This is a genomic window from Pseudomonas sp. GZD-222, from assembly GCF_049310525.1.
In the GTDB taxonomy this organism is placed as follows: domain Bacteria; phylum Pseudomonadota; class Gammaproteobacteria; order Pseudomonadales; family Pseudomonadaceae; genus Aquipseudomonas.
Genome location: NZ_JBMOWO010000016.1, coordinates 39,879 through 66,337, shown reverse-complemented (window position 1 = coordinate 66,337; position 26,459 = coordinate 39,879). Strand labels below are relative to the sequence as shown.

Annotated in this window: 24 protein-coding genes, 1 tRNA gene and 2 pseudogenes; 16 read left to right on the top strand and 11 right to left on the bottom strand. The window is 52.3% G+C overall.

What is annotated here, in order from left to right; genetic code table 11:
- Positions 1–78 precede the first annotated feature (78 nt).
- Positions 79–1,512, bottom strand: coding sequence for a M48 family metalloprotease (locus ACO6VD_RS03200; RefSeq protein ID WP_400173869.1), 1,434 nt, complete (start codon positions 1,510–1,512; stop codon positions 79–81).
- Between the two features lie 108 nt (positions 1,513–1,620).
- Between ACO6VD_RS03200 and ACO6VD_RS03195 the strand changes: the two genes are divergently transcribed.
- The 3 genes and pseudogenes from ACO6VD_RS03195 to ACO6VD_RS03185 all read left to right on the top strand — a co-directional run.
- Positions 1,621–1,860 (top strand): sulfurtransferase TusA family protein, encoded by a 240-nt coding sequence (locus ACO6VD_RS03195; RefSeq protein ID WP_400173870.1) that lies wholly within the window; start codon positions 1,621–1,623, stop codon positions 1,858–1,860.
- Positions 1,861–1,884: 24 nt separating this feature from the next.
- Entirely contained in the window at positions 1,885–2,955 is a 1,071-nt protein-coding gene (locus ACO6VD_RS03190) for an AI-2E family transporter (protein ID WP_422417002.1), read from the top strand.
- A 55-nt stretch (positions 2,956–3,010) separates the two neighbouring features.
- Positions 3,011–3,088: pseudogene (locus tag ACO6VD_RS03185) on the top strand (hypothetical protein); the annotation flags it as partial.
- Positions 3,089–3,098: 10 nt separating this feature from the next.
- Here the strand turns inward: ACO6VD_RS03185 and ACO6VD_RS03180 are convergent.
- Both ACO6VD_RS03180 and ACO6VD_RS03175 read right to left on the bottom strand, forming a co-directional pair.
- A complete protein-coding gene (locus ACO6VD_RS03180; protein ID WP_422417001.1) occupies positions 3,099–3,572 on the bottom strand; it encodes a peroxiredoxin in 474 nt (157 codons plus the stop codon).
- Positions 3,573–3,583: 11 nt separating this feature from the next.
- Complete coding sequence (locus ACO6VD_RS03175; RefSeq protein WP_400173873.1) at positions 3,584–4,144, bottom strand: glycine cleavage system protein R; 561 nt, start codon at positions 4,142–4,144, stop codon at positions 3,584–3,586.
- 260 nt (positions 4,145–4,404) lie between these two features.
- On the opposite strand from ACO6VD_RS03175, the gene dapA reads away from it, so the two are divergent.
- From dapA to ACO6VD_RS03150, 5 genes are all read left to right on the top strand, one after another.
- A complete protein-coding gene (gene dapA, locus ACO6VD_RS03170; RefSeq protein ID WP_422417000.1) occupies positions 4,405–5,283 on the top strand; it encodes a 4-hydroxy-tetrahydrodipicolinate synthase in 879 nt (292 codons plus the stop codon).
- 17 nt (positions 5,284–5,300) lie between these two features.
- A complete protein-coding gene (gene bamC / locus ACO6VD_RS03165) occupies positions 5,301–6,416 on the top strand; it encodes an outer membrane protein assembly factor BamC (RefSeq protein ID WP_422416998.1) in 1,116 nt (371 codons plus the stop codon).
- Positions 6,417–7,175, top strand: coding sequence for an MBL fold metallo-hydrolase (locus ACO6VD_RS03160; protein ID WP_422416997.1), 759 nt, complete (start codon positions 6,417–6,419; stop codon positions 7,173–7,175).
- 29 nt (positions 7,176–7,204) lie between these two features.
- Entirely contained in the window at positions 7,205–7,915 is a 711-nt protein-coding gene (gene purC / locus ACO6VD_RS03155; RefSeq protein ID WP_038613804.1) for a phosphoribosylaminoimidazolesuccinocarboxamide synthase, read from the top strand.
- Between the two features lie 93 nt (positions 7,916–8,008).
- Positions 8,009–8,098: transfer RNA gene (locus tag ACO6VD_RS03150), tRNA-Ser, on the top strand.
- A gap of 196 nt (positions 8,099–8,294) precedes the next feature.
- Here ACO6VD_RS03150 and ACO6VD_RS03145 read toward each other — a convergent pair.
- The 4 genes from ACO6VD_RS03145 to ACO6VD_RS03130 form a co-directional block, all read right to left on the bottom strand.
- Positions 8,295–8,426 carry an abortive infection family protein gene (locus ACO6VD_RS03145; protein ID WP_422416996.1) on the bottom strand — a complete coding sequence of 44 codons (132 nt, stop codon included), beginning with the start codon at positions 8,424–8,426 and terminating at the stop codon, positions 8,295–8,297.
- Positions 8,423–8,839, bottom strand: a complete 417-nt coding sequence (locus tag ACO6VD_RS03140) for a hypothetical protein (protein WP_422416995.1) — start codon at positions 8,837–8,839, stop codon at positions 8,423–8,425. The genes ACO6VD_RS03145 and ACO6VD_RS03140 overlap by 4 nt, the downstream gene beginning before the upstream one ends.
- A 278-nt stretch (positions 8,840–9,117) precedes the next feature.
- Positions 9,118–10,044 (bottom strand): S-4TM family putative pore-forming effector, encoded by a 927-nt coding sequence (locus tag ACO6VD_RS03135; protein ID WP_422416994.1) that lies wholly within the window; start codon positions 10,042–10,044, stop codon positions 9,118–9,120.
- A 4-nt stretch (positions 10,045–10,048) separates the two neighbouring features.
- Positions 10,049–11,047 (bottom strand): hypothetical protein, encoded by a 999-nt coding sequence (locus ACO6VD_RS03130; RefSeq protein WP_422416993.1) that lies wholly within the window; start codon positions 11,045–11,047, stop codon positions 10,049–10,051.
- 308 nt (positions 11,048–11,355) lie between these two features.
- On the opposite strand from ACO6VD_RS03130, the gene ACO6VD_RS03125 reads away from it, so the two are divergent.
- The 3 genes from ACO6VD_RS03125 (at position 11,356) to ACO6VD_RS03115 (ending at position 17,639) form a co-directional block, all read left to right on the top strand.
- Positions 11,356–12,867, top strand: coding sequence for a site-specific DNA-methyltransferase (locus ACO6VD_RS03125; protein WP_422416992.1), 1,512 nt, complete (start codon positions 11,356–11,358; stop codon positions 12,865–12,867).
- A 2-nt stretch (positions 12,868–12,869) separates the two neighbouring features.
- Positions 12,870–15,509 carry a DEAD/DEAH box helicase gene (locus ACO6VD_RS03120; protein ID WP_422416990.1) on the top strand — a complete coding sequence of 880 codons (2,640 nt, stop codon included), beginning with the start codon at positions 12,870–12,872 and terminating at the stop codon, positions 15,507–15,509.
- A gap of 579 nt (positions 15,510–16,088) precedes the next feature.
- A complete protein-coding gene (locus ACO6VD_RS03115) occupies positions 16,089–17,639 on the top strand; it encodes a DEAD/DEAH box helicase (protein ID WP_422416988.1) in 1,551 nt (516 codons plus the stop codon).
- A 703-nt stretch (positions 17,640–18,342) separates the two neighbouring features.
- Here the strand turns inward: ACO6VD_RS03115 and ACO6VD_RS03110 are convergent.
- The 3 genes and pseudogenes from ACO6VD_RS03110 to ACO6VD_RS03100 form a co-directional block, all read right to left on the bottom strand.
- A pseudogene (locus ACO6VD_RS03110) lies at positions 18,343–18,621 on the bottom strand (TonB family protein); the annotation flags it as partial.
- Positions 18,622–19,217: 596 nt separating this feature from the next.
- Positions 19,218–19,511, bottom strand: coding sequence for a hypothetical protein (locus ACO6VD_RS03105; RefSeq protein ID WP_422416986.1), 294 nt, complete (start codon positions 19,509–19,511; stop codon positions 19,218–19,220).
- A gap of 9 nt (positions 19,512–19,520) precedes the next feature.
- Positions 19,521–19,751, bottom strand: coding sequence for a hypothetical protein (locus tag ACO6VD_RS03100; RefSeq protein WP_422416984.1), 231 nt, complete (start codon positions 19,749–19,751; stop codon positions 19,521–19,523).
- 115 nt (positions 19,752–19,866) lie between these two features.
- Here ACO6VD_RS03100 and ACO6VD_RS03095 point away from each other — a divergent pair, with 115 nt between their 5' ends.
- Positions 19,867–20,121 carry a helix-turn-helix domain-containing protein gene (locus ACO6VD_RS03095; RefSeq protein WP_422416983.1) on the top strand — a complete coding sequence of 85 codons (255 nt, stop codon included), beginning with the start codon at positions 19,867–19,869 and terminating at the stop codon, positions 20,119–20,121.
- Positions 20,122–20,145: 24 nt separating this feature from the next.
- Here the strand turns inward: ACO6VD_RS03095 and ACO6VD_RS03090 are convergent, their stop codons facing one another.
- A complete protein-coding gene (locus tag ACO6VD_RS03090) occupies positions 20,146–21,708 on the bottom strand; it encodes a TIGR04141 family sporadically distributed protein (protein ID WP_422416982.1) in 1,563 nt (520 codons plus the stop codon).
- Positions 21,709–21,967: 259 nt separating this feature from the next.
- Between ACO6VD_RS03090 and ACO6VD_RS03085 the strand changes: the two genes are divergently transcribed.
- The 4 genes from ACO6VD_RS03085 to ACO6VD_RS03070 all read left to right on the top strand — a co-directional run bounded on the left by ACO6VD_RS03085 (position 21,968) and on the right by ACO6VD_RS03070 (position 26,222).
- Complete coding sequence (locus ACO6VD_RS03085; RefSeq protein ID WP_422416980.1) at positions 21,968–22,525, top strand: recombinase family protein; 558 nt, start codon at positions 21,968–21,970, stop codon at positions 22,523–22,525.
- A gap of 336 nt (positions 22,526–22,861) precedes the next feature.
- The gene (locus tag ACO6VD_RS03080; protein WP_422417005.1) at positions 22,862–24,382 is read left to right on the top strand and encodes a recombinase family protein; all 1,521 of its coding nucleotides are present in this window, start codon (positions 22,862–22,864) and stop codon (positions 24,380–24,382) included.
- A complete protein-coding gene (locus tag ACO6VD_RS03075; protein WP_422416978.1) occupies positions 24,379–25,281 on the top strand; it encodes a plasmid partitioning protein RepB C-terminal domain-containing protein in 903 nt (300 codons plus the stop codon). Before ACO6VD_RS03080 ends, ACO6VD_RS03075 begins: the two co-directional genes overlap by 4 nt.
- Positions 25,278–26,222, top strand: a complete 945-nt coding sequence (locus ACO6VD_RS03070; RefSeq protein ID WP_422416976.1) for a plasmid partitioning protein RepB C-terminal domain-containing protein — start codon at positions 25,278–25,280, stop codon at positions 26,220–26,222. The genes ACO6VD_RS03075 and ACO6VD_RS03070 overlap by 4 nt, the downstream gene beginning before the upstream one ends.
- Positions 26,223–26,459 lie beyond the last annotated feature (237 nt).

Sequence of the window (26,459 nt, the reverse complement as noted above, 5' to 3'; positions counted from 1 at the left end):
GGGGGGGAACTCTCCCCCCCCCTGGTTTGGGCGCCGTCTGGGGGGGCGTGACCCCCCCCCGCGATGCTTTTCAGGACATTAGCGCATCATGTCCTTGACCATCCGCTGCTGCTCCAGCAGCTCGCGCTGACGCGCATCGATCTTCGACGCCAGGACAAAGTTGCTGCCAGCCCGTTGTTTGGCGTAATCGAGCTGTTGCAGTGCCTGGTCAAAATCGCCTACCAGGGCAAAGTACTCGGCACGCGCCTGGTGCAGGCCGATGGTATTGCCTGACAGCCCGCGAACCTCCGCCACGTCGTACCACACATCCGGATCATCCGGACGGTTCTTGAGCAGAGCATCCAGGGCTTTTTCCGCTTCCGCCGGACGATTCTGCTTGAGCAGCAGGTCAATCCGCGCCTGCTGCAGGGGGTAGTTCGCCGGGTACAGGGTACGCATGCGCTCGACCCGCTGTTGAGCATCGGCCAGGCGATTGTTGGTGACGTCCAGATCAATCTGCGCCAGGTTGTAGGTGACGTCGTTGGGGGCCTTGTCCAGCAACGGCTTGAGCGCATCGCGTGCCTCGTTGAGGCGGCCACCTTTGATCAGGGCCAGGGCCAGGCCGTAGCGGGCCGAATCGCGTTTCGGGTTTTCATCCAGTTCGGCGCGGAAGCGCTTGGCGGCAAGACCAGGAGTCTCTTCGAACTGCAGTTGAACGCGGGCGCGGATCAGCTGATAGCGCTGGCTGTCTTCTGTACCGCCTTTAGGCGCTTGTTCGGCGCGGTTGCGGGTGTCGGCGATACGCGATTCGGTCACCGGGTGAGTCAGGAGAAATTCCGGCGGCTTGGCATCGTAGCGGTACTGACGCATCAGGCGCTCGAACATGCTCGGCATGTTGCGCGGGTCATAGCCGGCTTTTTCCAGGTTGAGAATGCCGATACGGTCGGCTTCCTGTTCGTTTTGCCGGGAGAAGCGCCGTTGTTCCTGGATGGCCGCGGCCTGGGTCCCGGCAATCGCGGCGATACCGGCGTCGCCGGCACCGGCTGCGGCCGCGACGATGCCGATCAGCAGGGCGCCCATCATCGGCAGTTGCATACGCTGCTGGGCTTCGACACCGCGGGCAAAGTGGCGTTGCGACAAGTGTGCAAGTTCGTGGGCGAGTACCGAGGCATATTCGCCTTCAGTCTTGGCATTGAGGAACAGGCCGCCGTTGACCCCGACAATTCCGCCGGGGGCGGCAAAGGCGTTGAGTTGAGGGCTGTTGATGAGGATGAATTCCAGGCGCCGGTCCTGTAGCTGGCTGGTTTCGGCCAGGCGGTAGACGCTGGTTTCGACATAGTCCTTGAGCTGGGGATCGTTCAGTTGGCTGACATTGCCCCGCAGCAAGCTGAGCCAGGCGCGGCCCAGCTGATGTTCCTGTTGCGGGGAGACAATGGCAGAACTGGCGTCGCCCAGTGACGGCAGGTCGTCGGCATGGCCAGGGAGCGCCATCAAACAGGCCAGCGTCAGCAGGGTAGGGCGCAGAAAATTCATGCACGAAGCTCTGGTCGACAAAGAGCCTTACTGTAGCTGGCTCACACGTTGGCGACCAGTGGCGGTATTCTACCAGGCTTGATCGAACGAGCCTGCCTGGAGCCCCTGATGAGCGATACCCCGACTTTTGACGCCGAACTCGATGCCTGCGGCCTGAACTGCCCGCTGCCGTTGCTCAAGGCGAAGATGGAGCTCAATCGCCTGGCCAGTGGCGCGGTGCTCAAAGTACTGGCCACCGATGCCGGGTCGCAGCGTGATTTTCGCACTTTTGCCCAATTGGCCGGTCATACGCTGCTGCTCGAAACAGCCGAGGCAGGTGTGTACACCTACTGGCTGCGCAAAGCCTGAGTTTTTCTCCCCTAAGGATCGTCAATGTTCAAGGTGCTTCGCGACTGGATGCAACGCTACTTCTCCGATGAAGAAGCAGTGGTGCTGGCGGTCTTGTTGTTTCTGGCGTTTACCGCCGTTCTGACACTCGGCGGCATGCTGGCGCCGGTGCTTGCCGGTATGGTCCTGGCGTTCCTCATGCAAGGCCTGGTCAACGCCCTGGAGCGCATGCGGGTGCCGACCCGTTATGCCGTCGGTGTGGTCTTTACCCTGTTCATGGGCGCTCTGGCGGTGTTTCTGCTGGTGTTGGTGCCGTTGCTCTGGCATCAGCTGATTACCCTGTTCAACGAGCTGCCGGGCATGCTGGGCAAATGGCAGTCGTTGCTGCTGCTATTACCCGAACGCTACCCGCACCTGGTGTCGGATGAGCAGGTGCTCAAAGCCATTGAGGCGATGCGTGGGGAGATCGGCAAGTTCGGTCAATGGGCGCTGACCTTCTCGCTGTCCAGTTTGCCGTTGTTGGTGAACATCATGATCTACCTGGTGCTGGTGCCGATCCTGGTGTTCTTCTTTCTCAAGGATCGCGAGCTGATTGCCCGCTGGGTCAGCGGCTATCTGCCGCGCGAGCGGGCGCTGATGACCCGCGTAGCCGAAGAAATGAACCGGCAGATTGCCAATTACATTCGTGGCAAGGGCATCGAGATCCTGATTTGCGGCGTGGCCACCTACATCGCCTTCATCGCCCTGGGGCTCAACTACGCGGCGCTGTTGGCGTTGCTGGTGGGCTTGTCGGTGGTGGTGCCGTATGTCGGGGCGGTGGTGGTCACCGTGCCGGTCACCCTGATCGCGCTGTTCCAGTGGGGTTGGGGCGATCAGTTCATCTACCTGATGGCGGTGTACGCGATCATCCAGGCCCTGGATGGCAACGTGCTGGTGCCGTTGCTGTTCTCTGAGGCGGTGAGCCTGCACCCGGTGGCGATTATCTGTGCGGTGCTGTTGTTTGGCGGGCTGTGGGGGTTCTGGGGGATATTCTTTGCGATTCCGCTGGCGACCCTGTTCAAGGCAGTGCTTGATGCTTGGCCGCGGCAGGAGCCGGCGGTAGCGCCGTTGTTATGAGAGCATCGCGGGGCAAGCCCGCTCCCACAGGGTTACAGATGATCCCTGTGGGAGCGGGCTGTGGGGGTTCTGGGGGATATTCTTTGCGATTCCGCTGGCGACCCTGTTCAAGGCAGTGCTTGATGCTTGCCCCGCGATAGGCCTCAGGCCTGGTTCAGCGCCTGCGCTTCAGCCAGCACGGCATCGACATGCCCCGGCACCTTCACACCACGCCATGCCTTGCGCAGCACACCGTGCTTGTCGATCAGGAAGGTGCTGCGATCGACGCCCATGTATTCCTTGCCATACAGCTTTTTCAGCTTGATCACATCGAACAGCTGGCACAGGGCTTCGTCCTTGTCGCTGATCAGCTCGAACGGGAAGGCCTGCTTGGCCTTGAAGTTTTCGTGCGACTTGATGCCATCCCGGGAAACACCGAAGACCACGGTGTTGGCCGCGGCGAACGCCTCGTGCTGGTCACGAAAGCCCTGGCCTTCGGTGGTGCAGCCTGGGGTGCTGTCCTTGGGGTAGAAATAGATCACCACCTGCTTGCCCTTGAGCTCAGCCAGGCTGACGCTCTGGCCACTGGTGGCCTGGGCCTGGAAATCGGCGACGGGTTGGTCGAGTTCAACGGCCATGGATTGCTTCCTTACAGTGGGTTCTGTGGACGCCAGGGTTCGATCAGCGCGTCCAGGTTCAGGGCATCGGAGAAGTCCAGGAACTGATCGCGCAGCCAGCTGATCTGGGTGCCGGCCGGCAGGGTCACGGTGAACGTGGCGTTGAGCATGGTGCCGCCGGTCTGTGGCGCCTGGTAGGTGTCGCAGGTGAGGTTTTCCAGCTCGACATGGTGGTCGATGAAGAACTGGCACAGCTCATTGATGATGTCCGGGCGATAGGCGGCGCTGACATAGGCGACATACGGCAGGGCCAGCGGGCGCACTTCAAGCTCGGCGCTACGCACCACATTCACGGTGAAGGTGTGCTTTTTGGCCAGGCCTGGCAGGGCGCCCTCGAAGCGTGCCAGGGCGTCCCAGCTGCCGGAAACCTGCAGGACCAGTGCGCTGCATTCGCCGTGGCGGGTCAGGCGCGAGGTGACGACCGAGCAGCGATTGTCGTTGCTGGCCCGGCACAGGATGTTGGTCAGTTCCATGGGATTGGCACCCAGGGCGCTGATGACAAGGAATTGTTCGCGAACGGTGGGGGTGGACATGCAGCATTCCTAAAGCGATGAGCGGTCGGTACCCGACAGGTCAGAATGGCGGGAGGGCGTGGTCCCGGGGCTCAGGATCGAGGCTTTGGGCACTGCCTGCGCTGGTTGTCGGCAGCCCGGCGGGCCGCTGTGTACCGATCAAAGAGAGAAGGGTAGCGAAAATGGCCGCCGAGGGGAATGCTCCAGCCTCCTGCTTCGCTTGTGCAAGGCCGATGGCGCCAGTACCATTACCGCTCTCTTTTTCCGGCAGGAGCAGTTTCATGATTGCGGGCAGTATGGTGGCATTGGTCACACCCATGGATGCACAAGGGCGTCTTGATTGGGACAGCCTCAGCAAACTCGTGGACTTCCACCTGGAAAACGGCACCCACGCCATCGTAGCCGTGGGTACCACTGGTGAGTCGGCGACCCTGGATGTCGATGAGCACATCAAGGTTATCGAATTCGTCGTCAAGCAAGTGGCTGGCCGCATTCCGGTGATCGCCGGTACCGGCGCCAACTCCACCAGCGAAGCCGTGCACCTGACCCGCAATGCCAAGAACGCCGGCGCCGACGCCTGCCTGCTGGTAGTTCCGTACTACAACAAGCCGACCCAGGAAGGCCTGTACCAGCACTTCAAGCACATTGCCGAAGCCGTCGACATCCCGCAGATCCTCTACAACGTACCCGGCCGCACCTCCTGCGACATGCAGGCCGAGACCGTGATCCGCCTGTCGAGCGTGCCGAACATCATCGGTATCAAAGAAGCCACCGGCGACCTGAAACGCGCCAAGGCCATCCTTGACGGCGTGAGCAAGGATTTCATCGTACTGTCTGGCGATGATCCGACCGCTGTCGAGCTGATCCTGCTGGGTGGCAAAGGCAACATCTCCGTTACCGCCAACGTCGCCCCGCGCGAAATGGCTGATCTGTGCGAAGCCGCCCTTGAGGGCAATGCCGAGAAGGCTCGTGCGATCAACGAAAAACTCATGCCTCTGCACAAAGACCTGTTCATCGAAGCCAACCCGATTCCGGTGAAGTGGGCTTTGGTCGAAATGGGCCTGATGCAAAAAGGCATCCGCTTGCCGCTGACCTGGCTGAGCGAATCCTGTCACGATACGGTACGCCAGGCGATGCGCCAGTGCGGCCTGCAGTTTTAATTGAGGACGTACACCGCATGAAGCGATTGGCTGGTCTTTCCGCCCTTGCCTTGATCATCTCCAGCACCAGTGGTTGTGGCTGGCTGTGGGGCGAAGAGGGTTACTTCCGTGACCGCGGCAGCGATTATCTGGAGGCCACTCAGAAGGCGCCGATGCAGCTGCCACCTGATATCAGCAGTGCCAAGCGCCTTGATCCGCTGTTGCCGATCCCGCGCAACGTCGCCGACGACAATGTCAAGGGCGAGTTCGAGGTACCACGTCCACAGCCATTGAGCGCTGGCGCCGACATCAGTGACTTCAGCCTGCAGAAGAGCGGCAGTGCCCGTTGGGTCCTGGCTCAGCGTGCGCCCGCCGAAGTCTGGCCCGTGGCCCGGCAGTTCTTTGAAGACAACGGTTTCCGGATTGCCGAAGAGCGTCCGCAGACTGGTGAGTTCAACACCACCTGGCAGCGTTTCGACGAGCTCTCCACCTCCATGGCCAAGCGCCTGGGCAGTGCTTCGAGCAGCAGCGATAACGAAGTCCGGGCACGCATCCGCATCGAGCCGGGTGTGCAGCGCAATACCAGTGAAGTCTACATCGTCACCGTTGAACGTCCGGCCGGCAGCACTGCCGAGCAGGAATTCCCGGCACGTTCGAACAACACCGGTGTCGATGCCATCCTGGTCGACGAAATGCTTGCCAGCATGACCCGCAGCGCCGAGAAGGGCGGTTCGGTGTCGTTGCTCGCCGCACGTGATTTCGATGCGCCAAGCCGTGTCAGCCTGAGCGAAGACGGTAGCGGCAACCCGGTACTGAACCTGGGGGCCGACCTCGATCGCGCCTGGTCCAGTGTCGGTCGTGCCCTGGAACAGGGTGAATGGCGCGTTGAGGACATCAACCGCAGCCTGGGCCTGTACTACATCAACCTGGCTGAAAAAGCCGAAACCAAAGACCAGGAGCCTGGCTTCTTCGGCAAGCTGTTCGGCAGCGCGCCGAGCAAGGAAGAGCGTGAGGCCCGTGCCGAACGTTATCAGGTGCGCCTGAGCAAGGTGGGCGACAGCGTCCAGGTTACCGTCGAGAAGAACATCAACACCGTGGCCCCGGCTGACGTCGCTCGCCGCGTGCTGAGCGTGATTCAGGACAACCTGGGTTAAGTGCGCTTCGCCGTACTTGGAAGTGGAAGCCAGGGAAATGGCACGCTGATCGCCAGTGACAACACCCTTGTCCTGGTCGATTGCGGCTTTTCCCTGCGTGAAACCGAGCGGCGCCTGGCGCTGCTCGGCGTTTCTGCCCAGCAATTGAGTGCTGTGCTGGTCACCCACGAACATGCCGACCACGTGCATGGGGTCGGGTTGCTGGCGCGGCGCTACAATGTACCGGTCTACCTCAGTCGCGGCACCTTGCGCGGCATGCGCAAGCCGGTCGAGGCAGCAGGTTTTCTGGCGGCAAACGAGACGCTGCAGATCGGTGCCTTGAATATCCGTGCCGTGGGTGTGACCCATGACGCGCTGGAGCCGTTGCAGTATGTGTTTGACGATGGAAACCGGCGTTTCGGCGTGCTTACCGACCTTGGCTCCTACGATGCAGCCCTGCTGGAAAGCTACCAGGGCCTGGATGCCTTGCTGATCGAGGCCAACCACTGTCGCGACCTGCTCGGACGCGGGCCTTACCCGATGTTTCTCAAACAGCGGGTGGGCGGCGACTACGGACATTTGAACAACCACCAGGCCGCGCGCCTGGTGTCGGAGCTGGACTGGCAGAACCTGCAGCATCTGGTGCTGGCCCATCTCAGTAGCAAGAACAACCAGCCACAGCTGGCCCGGCAATGTTTCGTCGACACCCTCGGGTGCGACCCGGACTGGCTGCAAGTGGCCAACCAGGATTGCGGGCTCGACTGGCGCGAAATCGCCTAGCCCATCTTATTTAGCAAGCGGAGCCCATCATGGAAAAACGTGAAGAACTCTACCGCGGCAAAGCCAAGTCGGTTTACAAGACCGACGACGCTGACCGCTTGATCCTGCTGTTTCGCAACGACACCTCGGCGTTCGACGGCAAGCGTATCGAACAGCTCGACCGCAAGGGCATGGTGAACAACAAGTTCAACGCCTTCATCATGCAGAAGCTTGAAGAAGCCGGCATTCCTACCCAGTTCGACAAGCTGCTGGGCGACAACGAGTGCCTGGTCAAGAAGCTCGACATGATCCCGGTTGAATGCGTCGTGCGTAACTACGCCGCCGGCAGCCTGGTCAAGCGCCTGGGCGTGGAAGAGGGCATCAAGCTTGAGCCTTCGACCTTCGAGCTGTTCCTCAAGAACGACGAGAAGGGCGATCCGTTCATCAACGAATCCCACGTTGTTGCCTTCGGCTGGGGTACCGCCGAGCAACTGGTGAAGATGAAAGCCCTGTCGCTCAAGGTCAACGAAGTGCTGAACAAGCTGTTCGACGACGCAGGCCTGCTGCTGGTCGACTTCAAGCTGGAGTTCGGCGTATTCCACGGCGAGATCGTCCTCGGTGACGAATTCAGCCCGGATGGCTGCCGTCTGTGGGACAAAGAAACCCGCAAGAAGATGGACAAGGACCGCTTCCGTCAGGGTCTGGGCGACGTTATCGAAGCCTACGAAGAAGTTGCCAAACGCCTGGGCGTGCCGCTGTAAGCGGCAAGTTCACGCAAGCGCCTGATACCACGCGAATTTTTTTCGCAAACAGGCTTTGCCTTTAGGCAAACTGCTGGTATCATGCGCGCCACTGGAGAGATGCCGGAGTGGCCGAACGGGACGGATTCGAAATCCGTTGTACTGGCGACAGTACCTAGGGTTCAAATCCCTATCTCTCCGCCATACGAATAGAACCCTCGCAAGTCGTCGATTTGCGGGGGTTTTTCGTTTTTGGTTCCTGGTCATTGTACGTAGAGATAGTACGTAATTTTTTTGCCGTCTACAGGTCACGAGGTCACACGTTTGGCTCTTGATTGCCTGTTCAGCTCCTTTTCATACATGCTTCTGGCGTATCAAATCCTCAAGCGCGTTCTTTTGGTCATTCAGGGCTTGGAGCGCCTGAATACAGGGCGAGTGAGCCAGCTAGATTCACGGCCAATTCAGCATGGCGTGGAGCTGGTTTCACACCAGCCTTTCCGGTGCCGTGGGAATCGCTCAGACGGTTCCTCAAAGCGCCCAATCCTTCTCTGACGTGCAGCCGCCAAGGATCTGCTTGAAGACCTTTTCTGTGTGTTGGGAAGCGGCAAGCTTGAGCAATTCAGCGGTCTGGCGGTAAAGCTTGTTGAGATCCGGCGTCTCGTCGTACTCAGTCCGGGCTTCCTCAAGAATATGCTTGCATACAGACTCAAGAAGGGTTCGCGCCATTGTGATCGCACCTTCGGGGTCCGTAGTGCGCCGCTCCAGCGATTTCGTCCAAGCAACCCTCACATGCTCAGAATCGAACCGCTCGATTGCACCAGTAACCACATAGTCTGCTGGTGACGAACCTCCTTTTTCGACGGATTCCAAAAGCGGACGGAACTCGTCCCACAGGTAGGTTCGGCGCTCGGCATAGGTGCCGTACTTGTTTTGATGAATTGCCAAAACTGACTGAGACTGCGGCAGGTGCTCACGAACCGTGGGACCCTCGCTGCAAGAGCGGGGTCGTCGAGAATCGTGCGCCTGAGCTTCAGATACGTGGCGTCGTCCTCGTTGCCGCCCGTAGCTTGCGAGACCAACATGTGCTGTAGAGCTTCGACTTCTTCTGAAAGCGGATGCATCTCTTGGCCTCCTGCAACCGGCTATGGATAGTCTCACTCGTGTGAAGTGAAGTGAAATGAAAATGTGGTAAGTTTAAAAAACATTAGAGGAAAAATTAGTAATTACCTAAATCTTTCTTCAAGTTGGTGTGTGGTTAAGCGCATAACGTTTTCATCAGAATTACGTAGGATTTTGTAGAAAAAATCAGGAATCAACCAGTCGCTTTTTCGTTTTACATACAGTTGGTCTTGAATTGCTTCAATTGATTTATAAATTTCAGCGTCGTTATGGTTCTGTGCTGCATTGGTAAGTGACTGATCTAGGCATTCAAGCAACCGTTCTGAATTGGAAATAGAGGCTTTATTTTCTTTTAGGGTATTGTAACCATAGTCTAGAATTGGACCAAGCAAAGCGGTCAAATTCGTAACGATTGCCGATGTAGAAAGGTCAAACGCAAAGCACAAGATAAGAGCTGCTGCGAATATCAGAATGCCGAAAATTAGCACTGCGTAATTTATTCTTTTACGCAGGTTGGTGTCCCAATAAAGCGAAGAGTTCTGACAGATCAGGATTTGAAATTTATGTTGAACTGCGTCGCTATCGACGGCATACCAATCTCGCAGTTTCGTGTCTGTGTGTTTTCTGAGATACCATTCACCATGTTTAACAATGTCTTCGATTCTCGGCTGCGAGCCAGCTAAGGCGCTATTCCATCCAAGATTAAATATTTCCCTATCAAATTTTTCCTGAATTTTCGCAGCCAGCTCTCTCGTCGAATCAATTTTTTCGCCAATAATCAGCTTGTCTATGGTTAAGACAATGATTGACGCTACAGCTAACCAGTTCGAATAATCCCGCTGTTGGAAATCGAAATATTTTGCAAGCTCTTCGGAGTTCAGTCCGATAGACAAGAATGTTAAAATGGTCATCATCACAACGTTGAGCATGACATAGCCGTTGTTGTATTTCTTAGCTATAGAGTACAGCCTTCTGAAAGCAGCAATTTTCTGAATGTTTTCATAGGTATTTTGTCTGTCTTTGATAGCCATGCTGTCACCCATACGTGGGGAATTCGTTGCCGAAAATTTCACGCCATTTATTGATAGACCCTTTGTGGTCCTTTTCTGTTTCTAAGCGTCTCGCTTCAGTAGCTCTCTGACAGTCAAGGCTAGCTCGGGCACTGATACTCATTTTTTGCTCGAGGCTAAGGGTATTAAGATCACCCTGAAAACCTTTGGGATCTGCAACGTATTGATATACAGCCGATGAAATATGATTGAATATAGCTGGCAAGGGCATATCCACAAATTGTGAGCAGTCCGTTCGGTGTTGATAGTAGTTTAAGATAATATTTTCTAATAGGTATGAACCCATCGTATGCATTGTCGCACGGCTATTCCAGAATTTCACCGTTCTTATTACGTTAAGCAAATTGCCATTGTTCTGTTGGTTTATTGTGATCGTTCGATTTTTGTCGATGCGCGGGTCGGCTTTTTTCCAATCACCGCTACCGTTAGGGATGATGTAAAAGTTTTTTCCGAACTGCTCGACGGTTAGGAAGCATGGAACAATATCGAACGACCAATCCTTGTTTATCAGGTTTAGTAACACTACTTCTTGTCGCCTGTTTATCTCTGCGCTTCTATAGTGGTAGATATTTGCCAAACTTGATTTGAATTTGTTGAGAATTTTTATCGAGCTTATTGTTTTGTTGTCGTCTTTTGTGTACTGATAGAGCCTGCTGGACGTATCCGTGAGGCTGAGCGTGATATTGTCTGGATCATAGTCATTATACGTCGCTCCCTGCGCCATTAGACAAAAAAACATATCTACGTCATCGAGCGGCCTTTTCTTGGTCCGCCGTGAAAATGACCCGTAATTTATGTCTGCGTCGGTATAAAGGTATGGGAAATAATCTACTGTGGTTTGCAGACCTTGGACTCGGCTTCGTAAATTATCTCTATCCAGTCGAGCAGCTTTGGTATCTTCGGGATCTAAATTAACGGAATTTTGGAGGAATTCGTTAAAAGCATTGATCACAGTGGTAGCCATGTAGCGCCCTTTTTTTGAGAGACCTTGCCTCCAATTGGATCACAAAATGCAGCGAGTCGCTATCAATGTGCCACCTGGTTCTGACAAGGTTCGGATGACTGGTCAGAGAGTGTTGTACGGCTGTAGACGACCTGGAAAGGCATTTGAGCTCCAGGTGGTCTGCTCGCATCGAGGGTGGGGGTGAACAGGACGAGTTAGAGCCTTCTGCTCGCTGATCCGGTCTCCTTGAGCCGATGGTGCGATGGATGGCGGACCTCCAAAGCAGGTAAAGTAGAGGATTGATTTGCCGTCTCTTGGAACCTCTCCGAATGCCTCTACTGTCTTGGTTCAACCGTGATGCCGACCTGACGCGGGCTGCCCTTGCGCCTTACCGTCTGCTTGAGCCGGTTGTTGAACTGTCTCATGGAGAGCCGGACTCTCCGAATATGCTCATTGAGGGCGACAACCTTGACGCCTTGAAAGCCCTGCTGCCTTACTACGCTGGTCAGGTGAAATGCATTTTCATCGACCCTCCGTACAACACGAAATCAGCGTTCGAACGGTATGACGACAACCTAGAGCATTCGAAGTGGTTGTCGATGATTTACCCCCGGCTGGAGCTTCTGCGGGAGCTGATGAGTCAGGAAGGCTCGATCTGGATAACCATCGATGACAACGAAGCTCACTACCTGAAAGTTATCTGCGACGAGATTTTCGGTCGGAAGAATTTCATCGCTGAAATCATTTGGCAAAAGCGCACATCACGCGAAAACCGGGCGGCTGTCGGCTCGTCTCATGACACGATGCTTGTGTACGCAAAAATGGAAGCGTCCAAGTGGAAGAAGTACCGGAATCTGCTTCCGTCCAACGACAAGGGCTACGGGAATGCCGACCAAGATCCTCGTGGACCTTGGCGATCTATCCCTTTCTCCGCGCAGGGATTCCGACCTAATCAGATGTACCCAATTACCAGCGATTCAGGTGATGTGCATCTGCCGCCGAAAGGTCGGTGCTGGGGCGCGGTGGAATCTGTGTTCAATCGATACCGCGAAGAAAACCGTGTCTATTTCCCCAAGGATGGGAAAGGTAAACCTCGTATCAAGCGTTTCCCATGGGAGGATGAGGGGCTGGTGCCCATGACCCTTTGGCATGCTGCGGATGCCGGTACTACCGAGGAAGCCAAAAAGGAAATCTTGGCTCTGTTTCAGGATGTGGAAGCCTTCGACACTCCGAAGCCTGAACGCCTGCTAAGGCAAGTTTTGGAAGTGGCGAGTAAACCCGGTGATCTGGTTCTCGACAGCTTTCTAGGCTCTGGCACGACTGCTGCCGTGGCGCACAAGATGAAACGTAATTGGATTGGCATTGAAATGTCTGCGAACGCTCGGCTTTTCTGCGGTCCACGACTCCAGAAGGTCGTTGACGGGGAGCAAGGCGGTATCTCCGAAGCTATGGGATGGATTGGAGGTGGCGGTTATCGCTATTACAAGCTCGGCGTTCCTGTCTTCGATGACTCCGGTCACATCAGGGAAGGTATTTCCTTCGAGCAATTGGCGGCTCACGTATGGTTCGCTGAAACCGGCACCGCTCGGTCGTCATCTGCCGAAAAATCCCCTTTCCTTGGTGAGAATCACGGTACGTCTTACTACCTCCTATTCAACGGCATTCTCGGTGATTTGACTGCGGCTGGCGGCAACGTCTTGACCAAGCGGATTCTCAAGGCGTTGCCGAAGACTGATGGTCCTATGGTGATTTACGGAGAGGCGTGCGCAATTCCATCTGAGCTACTTCTGGAATCGAAAATTACCTTCCGGCAAACCCCATACGACATTAAGGCTCGTTGATCATGGCTCTGACGCTAAAGCTTTACCAAAACCGCGCGTTGTCGATGCTTGAGAAATTCCTCGACGTGGCTCGTCTGGAAGGACCATCAAAGGCGTTTGAGCAAACCGTAGATGACGGGCTTGTCAGCGACTACAAGCTGATGCCGGGTTTGCCTGAAATCCCTTATGTTTGTCTCCGCATCCCTACGGGCGGTGGCAAGACGGTGATGGGTGCCCACATCATCCAAATCTGTGGTTCTTCCTATCTCGAACGTCAATACCCTGTCGTTCTTTGGATGGTCCCAACGACTCAGATCAAGACCCAAACCATAGAAGCGTTTCGTGACCATCGTCACCCGTATCGCCAAGAGCTTAATGACGCCTTTGGCGGTCAGGTTGCAGTGTTCGACGTAGCGGAGTTCACGCGGATTCGTCCGGCAGATCTGGTAACTAAGGTTTGTGTGGTTATCTCCACTGTGGCAGCACTGCGTGTCGATAAAGAAGAAGGTCGAAAGGTCTACGAGCATCATGAAGACCTTGAGGGGCATTTCACAGGTTCTGCAAGTCAACTCGAACACCTTGATAAAGGGAAAGACGGGAAAGCGGTCGCGTCATTTGCAAACCTTCTCAAGCTTCATGGTCCGCTGGTTATCATGGACGAAGCACATAACGCTACAACGCCGCTTTCATACACTGTCTACGAGCGTCTTGGGCCAAAGGCAGTGGTGGAGCTTACAGCCACTCCTGATGTGTCCAGTTCGAACGTACTGGTCAGCGTCTCTGCATTCGAGTTGAAGGCAGAGAACATGATCAAATTCCCTGTAATCCTCAAGGAGCACAACGGGGAATGGCAGGTTGCGGTCAGCAGTGCCGTAGCACGGCGAAAAAGCCTCGCCAAAACCGCGCTGGATGAACCTGAGTACATTCGTCCAATCCTGCTAATTCAGGCTGAAAATGCCAAGAGCGAAGCCACCGTTGAAGAGGTGAAGCGGCACCTCATCGACACTGACGGTGTGGACGAAAAAGCGATTGCTATCGCGACGGGCACCACGCGGGAAATTGACGGAATCGACCTCTTTGCCAACGACTGTCCTATTGAAATCATTATCACCAAGCAGGCTCTGAAAGAAGGTTGGGACTGCTCATTTGCCTATGTCTTTTGCTCGGTAGCGCAGGTCAAATCTGACAAGGATATTCAGCAGCTTCTTGGTCGTGTTTTGCGCATGCCGTATGCCGTTCCTCGGCGTCAGGACGCGATGAGCAAAGCGTATGCTCACGTCACCACTGATACGTTTGGACGGGCTGCAGGTGAGCTTACACAGTCACTCATCAACATCGGCTTTAACCCGATGGAAGCTGCTGCCGCCATCCGCAAGGAGAAGACTCCTGAGCTGGCATTGCAGGGTGGTCAGATTGGTACTCCTGAGCTTCCTGTATCGCGGGTCTTCGTAGCGAAAGCTCCTGACTTTTCGAAGATTCCCGAGCGTGATCATGAGCGGGTTCAGTTTGTGCTGGGTGCTGATGGAATCGGCGGTGTCGTTGAGCTGAAAGACGAACTCGACCTACTGACCGTCGAAGCCATCGTTTCTACGGTTTCTGGCAAGGAGAAAAAAGCGGCGGTTGCTGCTGAGGTGGAGCGTCATCAACAAGCTACCGTGGCTGCGAAAGCTCCAAGTGAAAGAGGCGTGGTGTTTCAGGTTCCACGGCTTTATTCGGTGGAGCAGGGTGAGCTTGAGCTGGTTGACCGTGGCGCGGTTTCCGCATCGTTTAGCTGGGATCTGCTGTCGTCTCCACCTGACCTATCATCCTTCCGCTTCGACGAAGCGAGCATGACGTTCGAGGTGTATCTGGATGATAAAACCGTCCAGTTCCAGAACATGAAGGACGATGTTCAGACCTACCTTCCCGGCTTCGCACAGGACCGCTCCGCATCAGACCTGATTGGCTGGTTGGATCAGGAAATTCGTGAGCCATCAATCAAACAGCCAGTGCTTCGCGAATGGTTGCGTCGAGCTGTTACCGGGCTGATGGAGGATCGCGGCTTCTCACTGTCGCAGCTTCTGAAAGGTCAGTTCATTCTTCGCAGGAAGCTGGGTGAACAGTTGCTGCTGGCGAAGAAAAAAGCTTACGACCAGGGATTCCAGCAGGCTCTGTTCCATGATGATTTGGAGCTGGTCACTTCGTCAGAACCGGACCATGCGTTCACCTATCCCGCAGACATGGCGCTGTACCCGGCTACTTCGTACTACGCTGGGTCATTCAAGTTCAAGAAGCACTACTACCCATTCCCCGGCATGCTTCCTTGGAAAACATCGAAGGGCGAGGATGCAGAGGAATACCTCTGTGCGCAGGCAATCGAGCTGTTGGATGAAGTCGATTTTTGGGTGCGGAACCTCGTTCACGCAACCCAGTTCTGGATGCCTACCGCGACTCAGCGAACCTATCCTGATTTCGTGGTTAGGCTGAAAGACGGCCGATTGCTCGTGGTTGAATACAAGGGCGGCGACCGTGTGAGCAACGATGACAGCAAAGAGAAGCGTCTGATTGGTGAGCTTTGGGCCAAAAAATCTGCGGGGAAAGGTCTGTATCTGATGGCTCAAAAGAAGGATGAGCAAGGCCGTGGTGTTCGTGAGCAGTTGCTTGCGGTCATTGGGACCGCCTGACTTTCGCGCCCGGCCACTGAGCCGGGCTTTTTCATTGGAAGGAGCGAAAATGGAACTCGTGGTAAAGGCAGAGCAGGTAGCAGAAAACCTTGCTGAGCTGGACCGTGCCAGAGCTTTAACGGACGGCGATGGTAAGGTCTATCGTGATCTCATCAGAAGAGGGACATGCTATTTGCCATAGCTGATCACATGTGCTGCCATCTACAGGGGCATCTATTGAAATAGTGTTGGAGCGTTCTCAGCGAGGTTGGCATCCCAAGGAACAAACATCTGGATGAGCCAGGTAGGAGTGAGAGGAATTGATGGGGTAAGAAGCCGAATTAAGAATGCGAAATCAAAAATGCTTTTAGGGGGTTGTATCATTTTTATAGAAATACTCTGAGTTGGCCTGTGTATGGGTATTGCTTCAGTAATGACGTGCTCTGTAACGATTGCATCAAAAAAATCAGGCATGCGCGATGCCATGCTGTTATAAGTTAAAGTTAAAGTGTGCTGAATGTTTATCCGGGTCGTCAGTGTATAGTAGTATGGGCCCTAAACGGGTGGCATGTTGCGGCTCGAAAAAATTAGGAAATATATTTGATACAAAAAACAATACACCTGGCTCTCGCACTGCCAGGTAGCGGAAAAACACACAATTTCTTGTGCGCAGCTAAAAAGATCATCAGTTCTGGTAAAAAAATCCTCTATGCCCTGCCGACAATTCCGTTGGCCGATGCAATTATGGAGCGTTTGCCAACGGACCTTCAAGCTACACGTGTTGATTCGAGCACTAGGGCAAAGGCGAATGTTGTACGCATGTTAAATGACGCATTGATGCCAAATAGCGGCGAAACGTTTGTTATCTGTCAGCATGCCACTCTTCATAAGTGCTCGACGGAACATTTGAAAGACTGGATATTGGTTGTAGATGAAACACCTGCAGTCCTTAGCCTCAAGCACCACACGTTCAAACTCGACCAATTCAACCAGATCAAATATATCGAGTGCGTAGATGGCGAGGTGCGAATCAAAGCCGGAATGCGTCATATGGTACAAGATGAACTGCAATCGTACAAATCTTCAAGGTCGAATACATCTACAAAGACAGCAAGCACACTCAGTGATGACGTGCATGATGTTTACGATGCTTTGCATAACGACTATCCGGTATTTGTCGATGATAACGCGATAAATGATATTTCCGGCCAAAGCAGAAAAAATAGAACAATCAGAATTATTCATGAAAGAGATTTTTTTCCTCGTTTTGCTGCGGCACAAGAAACACATCTTTTGACAGCGACCGTTGACGGAAGTGTGTTCGACTATTATAGAAAGCTGAATGAACATGTGTACACTACATCAGTGTTCACGCCGCCGACCAGAAACGTATTTCCGTCGATTAGAATTTTCCCTATGTTATCGCAGGGTACGTCTTTCTCAAAAAGCCTCGTCAACGCTGAAAGCGAACTACAGCCGAACATCAAAAATTTATCCGTGATGATCAATTCTGTGAAAACGTATTTGGGCAATAATCAGTGCCTGCTGTTCACCCACAAGTGGGCGCAAAACTTTTACGGGTCAAATATTATTGTATGTGACTTTGATAGTCGAGGAATTGATACGCTTAAATTTTGCGATCACGTATTTGTAGCCATTCATGGGAACCCAACGCCTCCCGAACGTCGATCATTGGAGTTTCTTGCCAAATCTCACGGCACAAAGCTGCCAACAATGTTAAGGGCGTGGGAGGTCACCTACAAGCTTGAAATCACACTCCAAGATGTATTCCGCTCCAGTTTGCGAAGCATGTACAGAGACGACGGAACCTTAAGCGTGGAACCAGAGAACAAGGTTTTTCTGTTTGTGCAAGATTATGCAACTGTCGAGTATTTGAAACAGTATTTACCCGAAGCTATTGTTGATGGATCGTTAGCCAAGTCGTATCGTGAAACGAAGCCCAAAGGGCGAACCTCTCATCCAAGCAAGGAAAAAATGATCAGGATGATCAAAGAAGGATTTGGCACCAACGAGATCATGGCAGAAACTCGAATATCACGAACGACTATTTGTAAAGAACGATTGAGTCTTGCGATTCCGTCAAGGCGTTCAAAGTTGATGGTAATGGAAACCGCAAACAACCCTGAGTAAAAGTAAACATAACCCTTATAATTCTTTAAGGAATTAGTTTACATAAACAGATGAACACACCGTAGGTGTTTCCGAAGCCGCTAGGCGAGGAATATTGACAGTTTTTTAGCTTTCAAATAGACCTAGACGACTCATGTTTATGCTCGCCTATCGGCTTCGCATGAACTGCGTTCTTATGAATATTTTTTGATACATGATTCTATCTGGTTCAGATGGCTTCTATTATTTTTAGACCTCGCTGGTCGACTATGACGATGTAGACGTCAGACAAGTATTAAAGTCTTGTGGATGATCATCGCGGTTCTATCAAGCTATTAACGGTTTCAAATGGTTCTTGCTCTTTCAGTTTGACCTACGTGTTTACTATTCGCTGTGTCGTTAATGCGTTGCAAAAAAATGCTCACCTGTCTGTGCATGTTACATGGTTCGGTACTGTATTGTCATGGCACCCACAAGACACTACAGAAGGCATGATGTATCTTTTCATACTTCCTGCAGGCCTTTGAAGGCTATATGCCTTATAAGGCCTGCCAGAAGCTGTTAGGTGCCATCACGGTACTGGTACCATGCACCTGGTACCAAGTACCATTTAGCTATATGTGAGTGGCAGTTCAAGGCTTCTGAGTTCGAAACTTTTGTTGAATTAAATCCAGCCATGCGGCAGGTGAGATTGATCAATGCGTAAACATAACTCATGTTAGCGTTACAATGCCAAGTCATCTGGTGTAAATGACATTTTAAACAATCGATAGTTGGCGATGTCACTTGGCTTCATATCCTGTACCTCCGATAGTTGGCCGATATTTCTTATCGTCGCGACTACTGAATTATCATACGGAGTATCACCGCTCGGATTTACAACCTCGACTGATGTAATGGTTCCATCGGTGGCCATGCCGATCTGTAACGTTACCGTCATGCTATTTCGTGTTGATGGCGGACGCGCCCAGCCTTCAGATGCCCGTGCCATAATCAGTTCGTCAAGGTGGGAACTGAAATCAGGGGTTTCTGGCTTGATTACATCAATAGTTGGTTTCTTCACTGGCTTCTTCACTGATTGTTTCGCTGTTTTCTTATGCGCGCTCAGCCTAGTGACAATCATGGTTCCGGCTATGTCTGTGTCGATGATTCGGATCAATTGTCCCTTTAGTTTCCTTCCATTGAAGTCACCTTCTTCTTGTTCTACGGCAAGCATTAAGGAAGCACTGCTATCCCGCATGTAACACAGACCATCTCCGCACATTCTGATGGTGAAATCTTTATCCAGTTCAAAAGCCTTGTTTTTGAACCAAGTCAAACCTTTGTGCTGATTATTCGTAAAAGCATCTGAAAGCCCGCCTGAATATTTGACGCCGTTGGCATCTTCCAACGCTTTCAAGTCGGATTGACTCAATGCCTGTCCGAGCGTAACTGCTGGCAATAAGGCCAAGGCCAAAATAGAAATCCGCATAATTCCCAACGATCAAATTAGAATGGTGTGAGTCTTGCTATCAGCAGAGGTGACCGCCATCAAGCATCACCCCTACTGACCACAACAAACATCTAGTTTTATGATTTACAGACTCATCATCGTCGTTATCATTTCTGATGTGTGAGCCAAGCAAGCCCCATCATGATTGCCACCCAAGCGGCGGCTATCAATGACCATTTCAGTGCGGATAGAAAATCCGTACCGCTTGCAGCACCGTACCTGAAGCCCATCCCCCAGTACCGCCATTTGTTAGCGGCATAAGCCACTGGTGGGATCGCAAGCAAGAATGCCCACAGCATTTGGTCAGATGTGTCATTGCCAGTTTGGTTAGCTGATACAGCGTTAGACGCGTTTGCAATTATTGCCGCTGCCAGCCACAACAGACTTCTTCGTTTCTTCACGGCTTGTCCTTATGCCTTGGGGGCTGAGCTGGCCGTTGCACGCAGACGCTGCAAGGTTGATGGAATGCCACACAAGAACAGAATCAGTGCCAGTAGAAGCATCACCAAGGCCACACCGACACCAGCTCCGGTGGCTTGCCGTATATTCCAGACGTAGCCAAGCTCCAAGGCAAAGATGCCGGCCAGACTAGCTATCGGCATGCTTAACGCAGCCAAAAAAAGCCCAAAGTACAATTTCATCCCGGTTTCCTTGTGTTTTGAATTGGTGATTGCTGTACAAGGCATAAAATATCTGAAAATCAGATATCTGGAAAGTAGATATAGCGTATGGGGCTGTCATTTGTGGATAGCTCCCATGCCCAAAGCAATATATCGGCCCGAACACGACATGTTTTTGGCTATTCTAAAGGCTCGCAGAATCGATTCAGGGATGACCCAGGCTGACTGTTCCCAGGCTTTGGGGCGCCCTCAATCATTCATGAGTGATGTCGAACGAGGGGTTAGGCGGCTGGATATAATTCAGATTCATGACCTATGCAAAATTTTGGGATGCAAACTTATTGATGTAATTCAAGAGTTTGAAAGCAGCTTGAACAAAGCAGGCTATTGAGTTTCGTTCAATGTACAACACATATCAAATATCAATTTTGGCTAATTCAACGTGGTATCCCATCGCCACTAAACGCTGCGAATATTGCCGGAAGTTCACCTTTGAAAAGAATGGCATGTGCAATGCGCCTTGACTACTCTGCATAATGGCAAAAACTATATGGTTGTGTCTTGGCTGGACGGCTGGATCAAACTCAAATATATGTGTGCCTTGAGTGGCAAGATGAGCATTAATTTGTTCAATTATTTCTGGGGCGTGTATGAGAGACTCTGCTGAAACATAAGCTTGGGAAAAAAGGTGGCTTAATACACTGGATGAGGAATATTTCTTAACATGTATGATGTGATTGTCTGATGTAAGGATATCGCAGAATTCGATGACACTTGAGGCGCCATTGACTCGTACATTATGCTGGTCGAGTAGGTGGAATGCTATACCATCTGAAATGTTTCGCAGGTAATCACCCTCATGCGCTCCATTGTAGCGAGGGAAGACAATATCTGATCGTGGGAAAACGTCAAAATAGTGGTTAACTTGATTTGCATAGTCATTATCAATGCAATACCAATCGCCTTCACTCAAAAGATAATTCCCTCCTTCAAATTCTACTTCTCCACTAAGGCATTCATATAAAGTCCATGTATCAATTTTGTTGTAGTCTGCACCATATAAATAGATTTTTGTGGATTTTGCAGTTTCTACTGAAAGGTTTCCAACTAATGCTTTTTCGGTCAGGCAGCGTTGTAAATCTAACTCAAATCCCACAACTGGTCCGTTTCCGTTTCGCCCACGCTGTGACGTATATGAAAAGCCTGAGAAGCCTTCATACTCTATAATTCTTGGGGCAGCTATCCAGAATTCATCATAAAAACCTTGATTCACCGAATTGATTAGTAACTCATCTAGTGCAGAGGAAACAGAATCATCTCGTATCGGAACAATGTGGTCCATCCAAGGGTATTTTTCTTTTCCTCTTTCATCTTCATATGCTGTTATGAGGCGCTCTGCAATTTCCGGAAATTGTGCGAGTTGTACATCTGTGTGTAAAGAGAGGGAGTCCGAGCCGCTTACAACTTCGTGTTCATTGCCGTCGGTTGATTCAACTATTCCGGTTAAAGACTTAAGTATTTCTGAATCAAATTTGAATTCAAATTCTGAAATTGAAAGGTTTTTTGATGATTGTGAGCGAGATCGTAGCGGAATTTTATCGATATTCGATTTGTCGATTGACTTAATTAATTGCGGGTCGGTCATGCTTAAAGCCGTTCTTAATCCAAAGTACCTTTCGATTGAGGCTTTGTCGATTAGGTGTCGAGCATGACCAAATGTGAAGCAGAAGACCCTTTCGTTCACGGATAAAACCAATACACCTTGTAATGATCTTCCGCGCATTTGGGTGGTATCTATTTGTTCAATACCGTTAAACAAGTCAACCCATTTTGGCTTTGAAGGGTTTGTTTGATAATAAAACAAACAGGTTGTATTATCTATCTCAAACTGCTGTGGCTGAGTTGCATGCTCATCAGATAATGCGTCATAGATAGTCCGACCGGACTTCAAAAGAAATACATTAATTGTAAGCTTCATTGATCAGTCCCTGATTGAGTGCAGTCCATCAGAAAGCATTTCTACGATGAGTGTAGCTAATCCCGCTCTTATGAGATGACTTATGGTAGGACGGTTCTCAGGCAGTCAGTCCTCGACCTCTGATGAGTAATGGGATCAACAAACGACCGTATTTGAACCTAGCACCGCATCTGCTTCAGAGTGGTGTCAAAAATATGGGGTTGACGTTTTGAGCCTGCCCCTCATAATGACACTACCTTTTTGAGCTAGGGTGTTAGCCATGAGCCGTGTTTTTCTCTATGCCCGCGTATCGACCGCAGATCAGACCACCGCAAACCAACTGCATGAGGTAAAGACGGCTGGTTTCGATATCAAACCAACCAGGATTGTCGAAGAACAAATCAGTGGTAGCGTGCCTACTTCTGAACGCAGAGGGTTCCAGAGCCTGCTAAACAAGATCGAAGACGGTGATGTTCTGGTGGTCACAAAGCTTGATCGCCTCGGACGAAACGCTACGGACGTGCGTTCAACCGTCGAAATGCTACATTCGAAAGGCATCAAGGTTCACTGCCTCGCCTTAGGTGGCGTCGATCTGACGTCGGCATCTGGGAAAATGACGATGCAGGTCCTCGGAGCAGTTGCAGAGTTTGAACGTGACCTGTTAATCGAACGTACACAAGCAGGGTTACAGCGGGCCAAGGCTGCGGGAACGAAGCTGGGAAGACCAAAAGCAGCATCATCAGATGCAGTGCAGACACTTAAAAACGATGGACTTTCCCAATCCGCAGTAGCTAATCAACTCGGAGTTAGTCTTTCTACCGTGAAACGACTCTGGTGATGTGCTTCACGAAGACCGGTAGCAAGCTCCTTCATGACGGAAGCTCGCACAGAGCATCCGCTAAGCCCCGTGAGGTTGGCCCCCCCTAGGGGCGGGGGGCAGCTTTTCGCATGGTACCTAATCGGCTACTAGTGGTAAGGAGAACCCCAGGGCCGGTGTCCTTTCGAATACCCCTCACAGCGGCTTCGCTCGTCAAATGACCTTCCGTCTGGCCGCAAGAGAATCCTGCGAATGTGCCTGTAATCTTCGTTGACTTGTCGAACGTTCAGATCGGCGGGGGAGTTCAAATTGATCTCTAACCCCTCTCAGGAATTTTCGAGTCACGCCCCCGACGGTTTGGTACCGGCTGCGGAGTATGTCCGCATGTCCACAGACCACCAGCGCTATTCGACGGAAAACCAATCTGCCGCAATCAGCACCTATGCCGCGAGCCATGGTATGGCCATCGTGCAAACGTATCGAGACGAAGGCAAGAGCGGATTAGACATTGGCGGTCGCGATGCGCTCAGACGCTTGATCGATGATGTGCAGGCAGGCCGTGCCAGGTTCAAAATCATCTTGGTGTATGACGTAAGCCGATGGGGCCGTTTTCAAAATACTGATGAAAGCGCGCATTACGAATATCTTTGTACCCGGGCTGGGATTCAGGTCGTGTACTGCGCCGAGCCCTTCGACAACGACGGCTCACCCCTTGCGACTATATACAAGGGCATAAAGCGCTCGATGGCTGGCGAGTACAGCCGCGAATTGTCTGCCAAGGTGTTTGCAGGGCAATGCAGACTCGTTCAACTTGGTTTTCACCAGGGCGGACCGGCAGGGTACGGATTGCGTAGAGCTCTTCTAGATGACCGCCAAGCCTATAAGGGTGAGCTGTCTCGCGGTCAGCACAAGAGTATTCAGACTGACCGCGTGATTCTCATACCTGGCCCACAAGCCGAAATTGATGTGGTCCAGCGTATTTATCAGCAGTTCGTGTACGAGCGACTGCCTGAACGAGCCATCGCTGAAGGGCTTAACGTAAATGGATTGACGACAGATTTGGATCGCCCATGGACCCGTGGGACCGTTCATCAGGTGTTAACCAACGAAAAATACATCGGCAACAACGTCTACAATCGAACATCCTCCAAATTACGAAAGCATACCGTACGAAATGCTCCGGCTTTATGGGTCCGCTGCAATGGCGCATTTCAGGGAATCATTTCTGTTGAGCTGTTCACCAGGGTTCGGGAAATCATTCTGGAACGGAGTCGTCGCTTGGACGATGCGGAGCTGCTCGCGATGCTCCGCTCGTTACTGGAGCGTGCAGGATCACTCTCAGGCTTGCTTATAGATGAAGAAGAAGGCATGCCATCCAGTACCACCTACATCAGTCGATTCGGTGGATTGCTGCGGGCATACTCATTGATCGGATACACCCCGAACAGGGACTATCGGTATCTAGAAATCAATCGCGCCTTACGTCGATGGCGTCCCCAGATTCTGGATGAAGTCGCCTCGCATCTATTGCGAGTCGGCGCAGAAGTGGAACGGAATCCTGAAAGCGACATTTTGACCGTCAACGAAGAGTGGACAGCCTCCATTGTCATCGCACGATGCCAACCAACTCAGGCAGGAACACTGCGTTGGCGGTTACATTTTGACATCACCCTGTCCCCAGATATAACCATCGCAATCCGGATGGACCCTGCCAATCAGCACGCCATGGACTATTACCTGATCCCACGACTCGATATGGGGGCGTGGCCGCAACGGTTGGTCGAAGAGAACAGCGCTCTAATTGATAGCTTCAGGTTCGAAACTCTGGCAGTTCTCGACGAGTTGGCCGCACGCAGCCCCCTGAAGGAGGTTTCATGACCGCTAACACCTATTCTCGTGACCATGTCGAACTCATCCCCATCGCGCAAATCCATGTGCTCAACCCCCGAACCAGGAACAAACGAATTCACCGGGAACTAATCGACAATATTCGTGACGTGGGATTGAAGCGACCTATCACAGTTAGTCAACGAGCCGAAGATCGGGGGCCGCACAAGTACGACCTTGTATGCGGACAAGGCCGACTGGAAGCCTTCCATGCGCTGAATCAGACAACGATTCCGGCGTTTGTCATCAATGCCAACGAAGAGGACTGCCTTGTCATGAGCCTTGTGGAAAACGTGGCTCGGCGGCAGCATCGCCCCATTGACTTGATGAATGAAGTCGGACGTTTGCGCGAGCGTGGCTACAGTGACACAGAAATAGCCGAGCGAATCGGGGTGACTGCTTCATGGGTCAATATGATTGTCGGATTACTGAAGCGCGGTGAGGAAAAGCTACTGGCCGCAGTAGAGACTGGTTTGATTCCGTTGAGCATGGCAACGGATATCGCCAGGAGCAGTGAGGCTGAAATTCAAAACCTTCTTGAAGATGCATACGAGCACGGCATCCGTGGGAAAAAGTTAACAACTCTTCGGCATCTACTGGAATTGCGAGCAAAGAAGGACAAGCTGGTTCGAGCCAACCCAATGGGGGGCGGCCAGCCCAAGAAAAAGCGGATGACAACCGCCGATCTCCGTCGGTTATTCGAACGAGAAGCCGAACGACAGCGCTTGATGGTTAAGAAGGCAGCCTATACGCATGATCGTCTGGTTTTCTCGATCCAGGCACTGAAGGAGCTGCTGAACAACAGCGAATTTATCGATCTGTTAAGAGTCGAGAAACTGGGGTCTGTGCCGAAGCTGGTCCAAGCCCGTATACAGCAGATGGGGAAATGAAAATGACACAATTTCCAGACCACCTACCATCTCCCTCACCAAAAAGCGATTTTCTTCATGAGTGTGTAAGGGTAGCAATCGAAAATATTGTGCCCTTGAAAATCCTACGTCCAGCAGTCAAGAACAGCCTTAAATACCAACAGATTCTTGCATCGGTACAGGACGTGGGGTTGGTTGAGCTACCCGCTGTCATGCCCAACGCTAAGCGTCAGGGGCAGTATTTCTTGCTGGATGGCCATCTGCGCATCGAAGCTCTCAAAGACCTTGGGCAATCGGAAGTGGATTGTCTCGTGGCTCTTGACGATGATACTTATTCGTACAACAAACGGATAAATAGGCTGTCTGCTGTCCAAGACCACAAGATGATTGTCCGAGCCATGGAGCGAGGCGTGTCGGCAGAGCGTTTGGGTAAGACACTAGGTTTGTCGCCGCTGACCATCAAGCACCGCTTCCGGCTTCTCAACGGAATCTGTGAAGATGCTGCCGCGATACTTGCGGATACCAACTGTCCTGCGAAGGTGTTTGACATACTCCGTCAGATGAAACCGTTGCGGCAGATCGAAGCGGCCGAATTGATGGTTGGAAACAAGAACTTCTCTGTCATGTTCGCCAACGCCTTGCTTGCAGCAACTCCGGCCAGTCTCTTAGCCTTCGAGTGTAAGGCCGCGCCGGAGCAGCAAGTATCAGCAGAGTCCATCGCCCGCTTGGAGCGCGAGCTTGCCGCTTTGCAGATGCAAATCAAGGTCGTTGAAGACGACTACGGACCGGATGTTCTCCATCTCACGGTTATTAAAGGTTACCTGACCAATATGCTGACTAACGCAGCAGTCGTGCGCTGGCTGGCAAAACACCAGCCGGAATATCTGAAGGAATTTCAACGCATTACTGAAATGACAGATTTACCTGGGGAGGATTATGGAGTCACCCCCAAGGCGGGATGACTGTAAGGCACCAAGTAATTCCTTGACACCGCCGCCACAAGCCTGTGTGACCAGCGCTGCACAGCTTTCTACAAGCTTGTAGTAGCGCTAGACGGCGGTGCTCTTTCAGCCAACGTGTGATCACATTTCGCTGCGGATAATTGGGCCTATAAAAAACGGGGCAAGCCGGGCTTGGGCTTCATGTCCCGCCATGGTCCAACAGAAAGCACCGAAATGCTCCTTATTGAGCAGTCATTG

Excerpts from the sequence above, each read along its gene's own strand:
- ACO6VD_RS03190 (WP_422417002.1), top strand. The coding sequence starts at position 1,885 with ATGTTCAAGGTGCTTCGCGACTGGATGCAACGCTACTTCTCCGATGAA.
- ACO6VD_RS03180 (WP_422417001.1), bottom strand. The coding sequence starts at position 3,572 with ATGGCCGTTGAACTCGACCAACCCGTCGCCGATTTCCAGGCCCAGGCC.
- ACO6VD_RS03135 (WP_422416994.1), bottom strand. The coding sequence starts at position 10,044 with ATGGCTATCAAAGACAGACAAAATACCTATGAAAACATTCAGAAAATT.
- ACO6VD_RS03075 (WP_422416978.1), top strand. The coding sequence starts at position 24,379 with ATGACCGCTAACACCTATTCTCGTGACCATGTCGAACTCATCCCCATC.
- ACO6VD_RS03090 (WP_422416982.1), bottom strand. The coding sequence starts at position 21,708 with ATGAAGCTTACAATTAATGTATTTCTTTTGAAGTCCGGTCGGACTATC.
- ACO6VD_RS03200 (WP_400173869.1), bottom strand. The coding sequence starts at position 1,512 with ATGAATTTTCTGCGCCCTACCCTGCTGACGCTGGCCTGTTTGATGGCG.
- ACO6VD_RS03175 (WP_400173873.1), bottom strand. The coding sequence starts at position 4,144 with ATGTCCACCCCCACCGTTCGCGAACAATTCCTTGTCATCAGCGCCCTG.
- ACO6VD_RS03100 (WP_422416984.1), bottom strand. The coding sequence starts at position 19,751 with ATGAAATTGTACTTTGGGCTTTTTTTGGCTGCGTTAAGCATGCCGATA.
- dapA (WP_422417000.1), top strand. The coding sequence starts at position 4,405 with ATGATTGCGGGCAGTATGGTGGCATTGGTCACACCCATGGATGCACAA.
- ACO6VD_RS03120 (WP_422416990.1), top strand. The coding sequence starts at position 12,870 with ATGGCTCTGACGCTAAAGCTTTACCAAAACCGCGCGTTGTCGATGCTT.
- ACO6VD_RS03070 (WP_422416976.1), top strand. The coding sequence starts at position 25,278 with ATGAAAATGACACAATTTCCAGACCACCTACCATCTCCCTCACCAAAA.
- purC (WP_038613804.1), top strand. The coding sequence starts at position 7,205 with ATGGAAAAACGTGAAGAACTCTACCGCGGCAAAGCCAAGTCGGTTTAC.
- bamC (WP_422416998.1), top strand. The coding sequence starts at position 5,301 with ATGAAGCGATTGGCTGGTCTTTCCGCCCTTGCCTTGATCATCTCCAGC.
- ACO6VD_RS03195 (WP_400173870.1), top strand. The coding sequence starts at position 1,621 with ATGAGCGATACCCCGACTTTTGACGCCGAACTCGATGCCTGCGGCCTG.
- ACO6VD_RS03095 (WP_422416983.1), top strand. The coding sequence starts at position 19,867 with ATGCCCAAAGCAATATATCGGCCCGAACACGACATGTTTTTGGCTATT.
- ACO6VD_RS03130 (WP_422416993.1), bottom strand. The coding sequence starts at position 11,047 with ATGGCTACCACTGTGATCAATGCTTTTAACGAATTCCTCCAAAATTCC.
- ACO6VD_RS03085 (WP_422416980.1), top strand. The coding sequence starts at position 21,968 with ATGAGCCGTGTTTTTCTCTATGCCCGCGTATCGACCGCAGATCAGACC.
- ACO6VD_RS03125 (WP_422416992.1), top strand. The coding sequence starts at position 11,356 with ATGCCTCTACTGTCTTGGTTCAACCGTGATGCCGACCTGACGCGGGCT.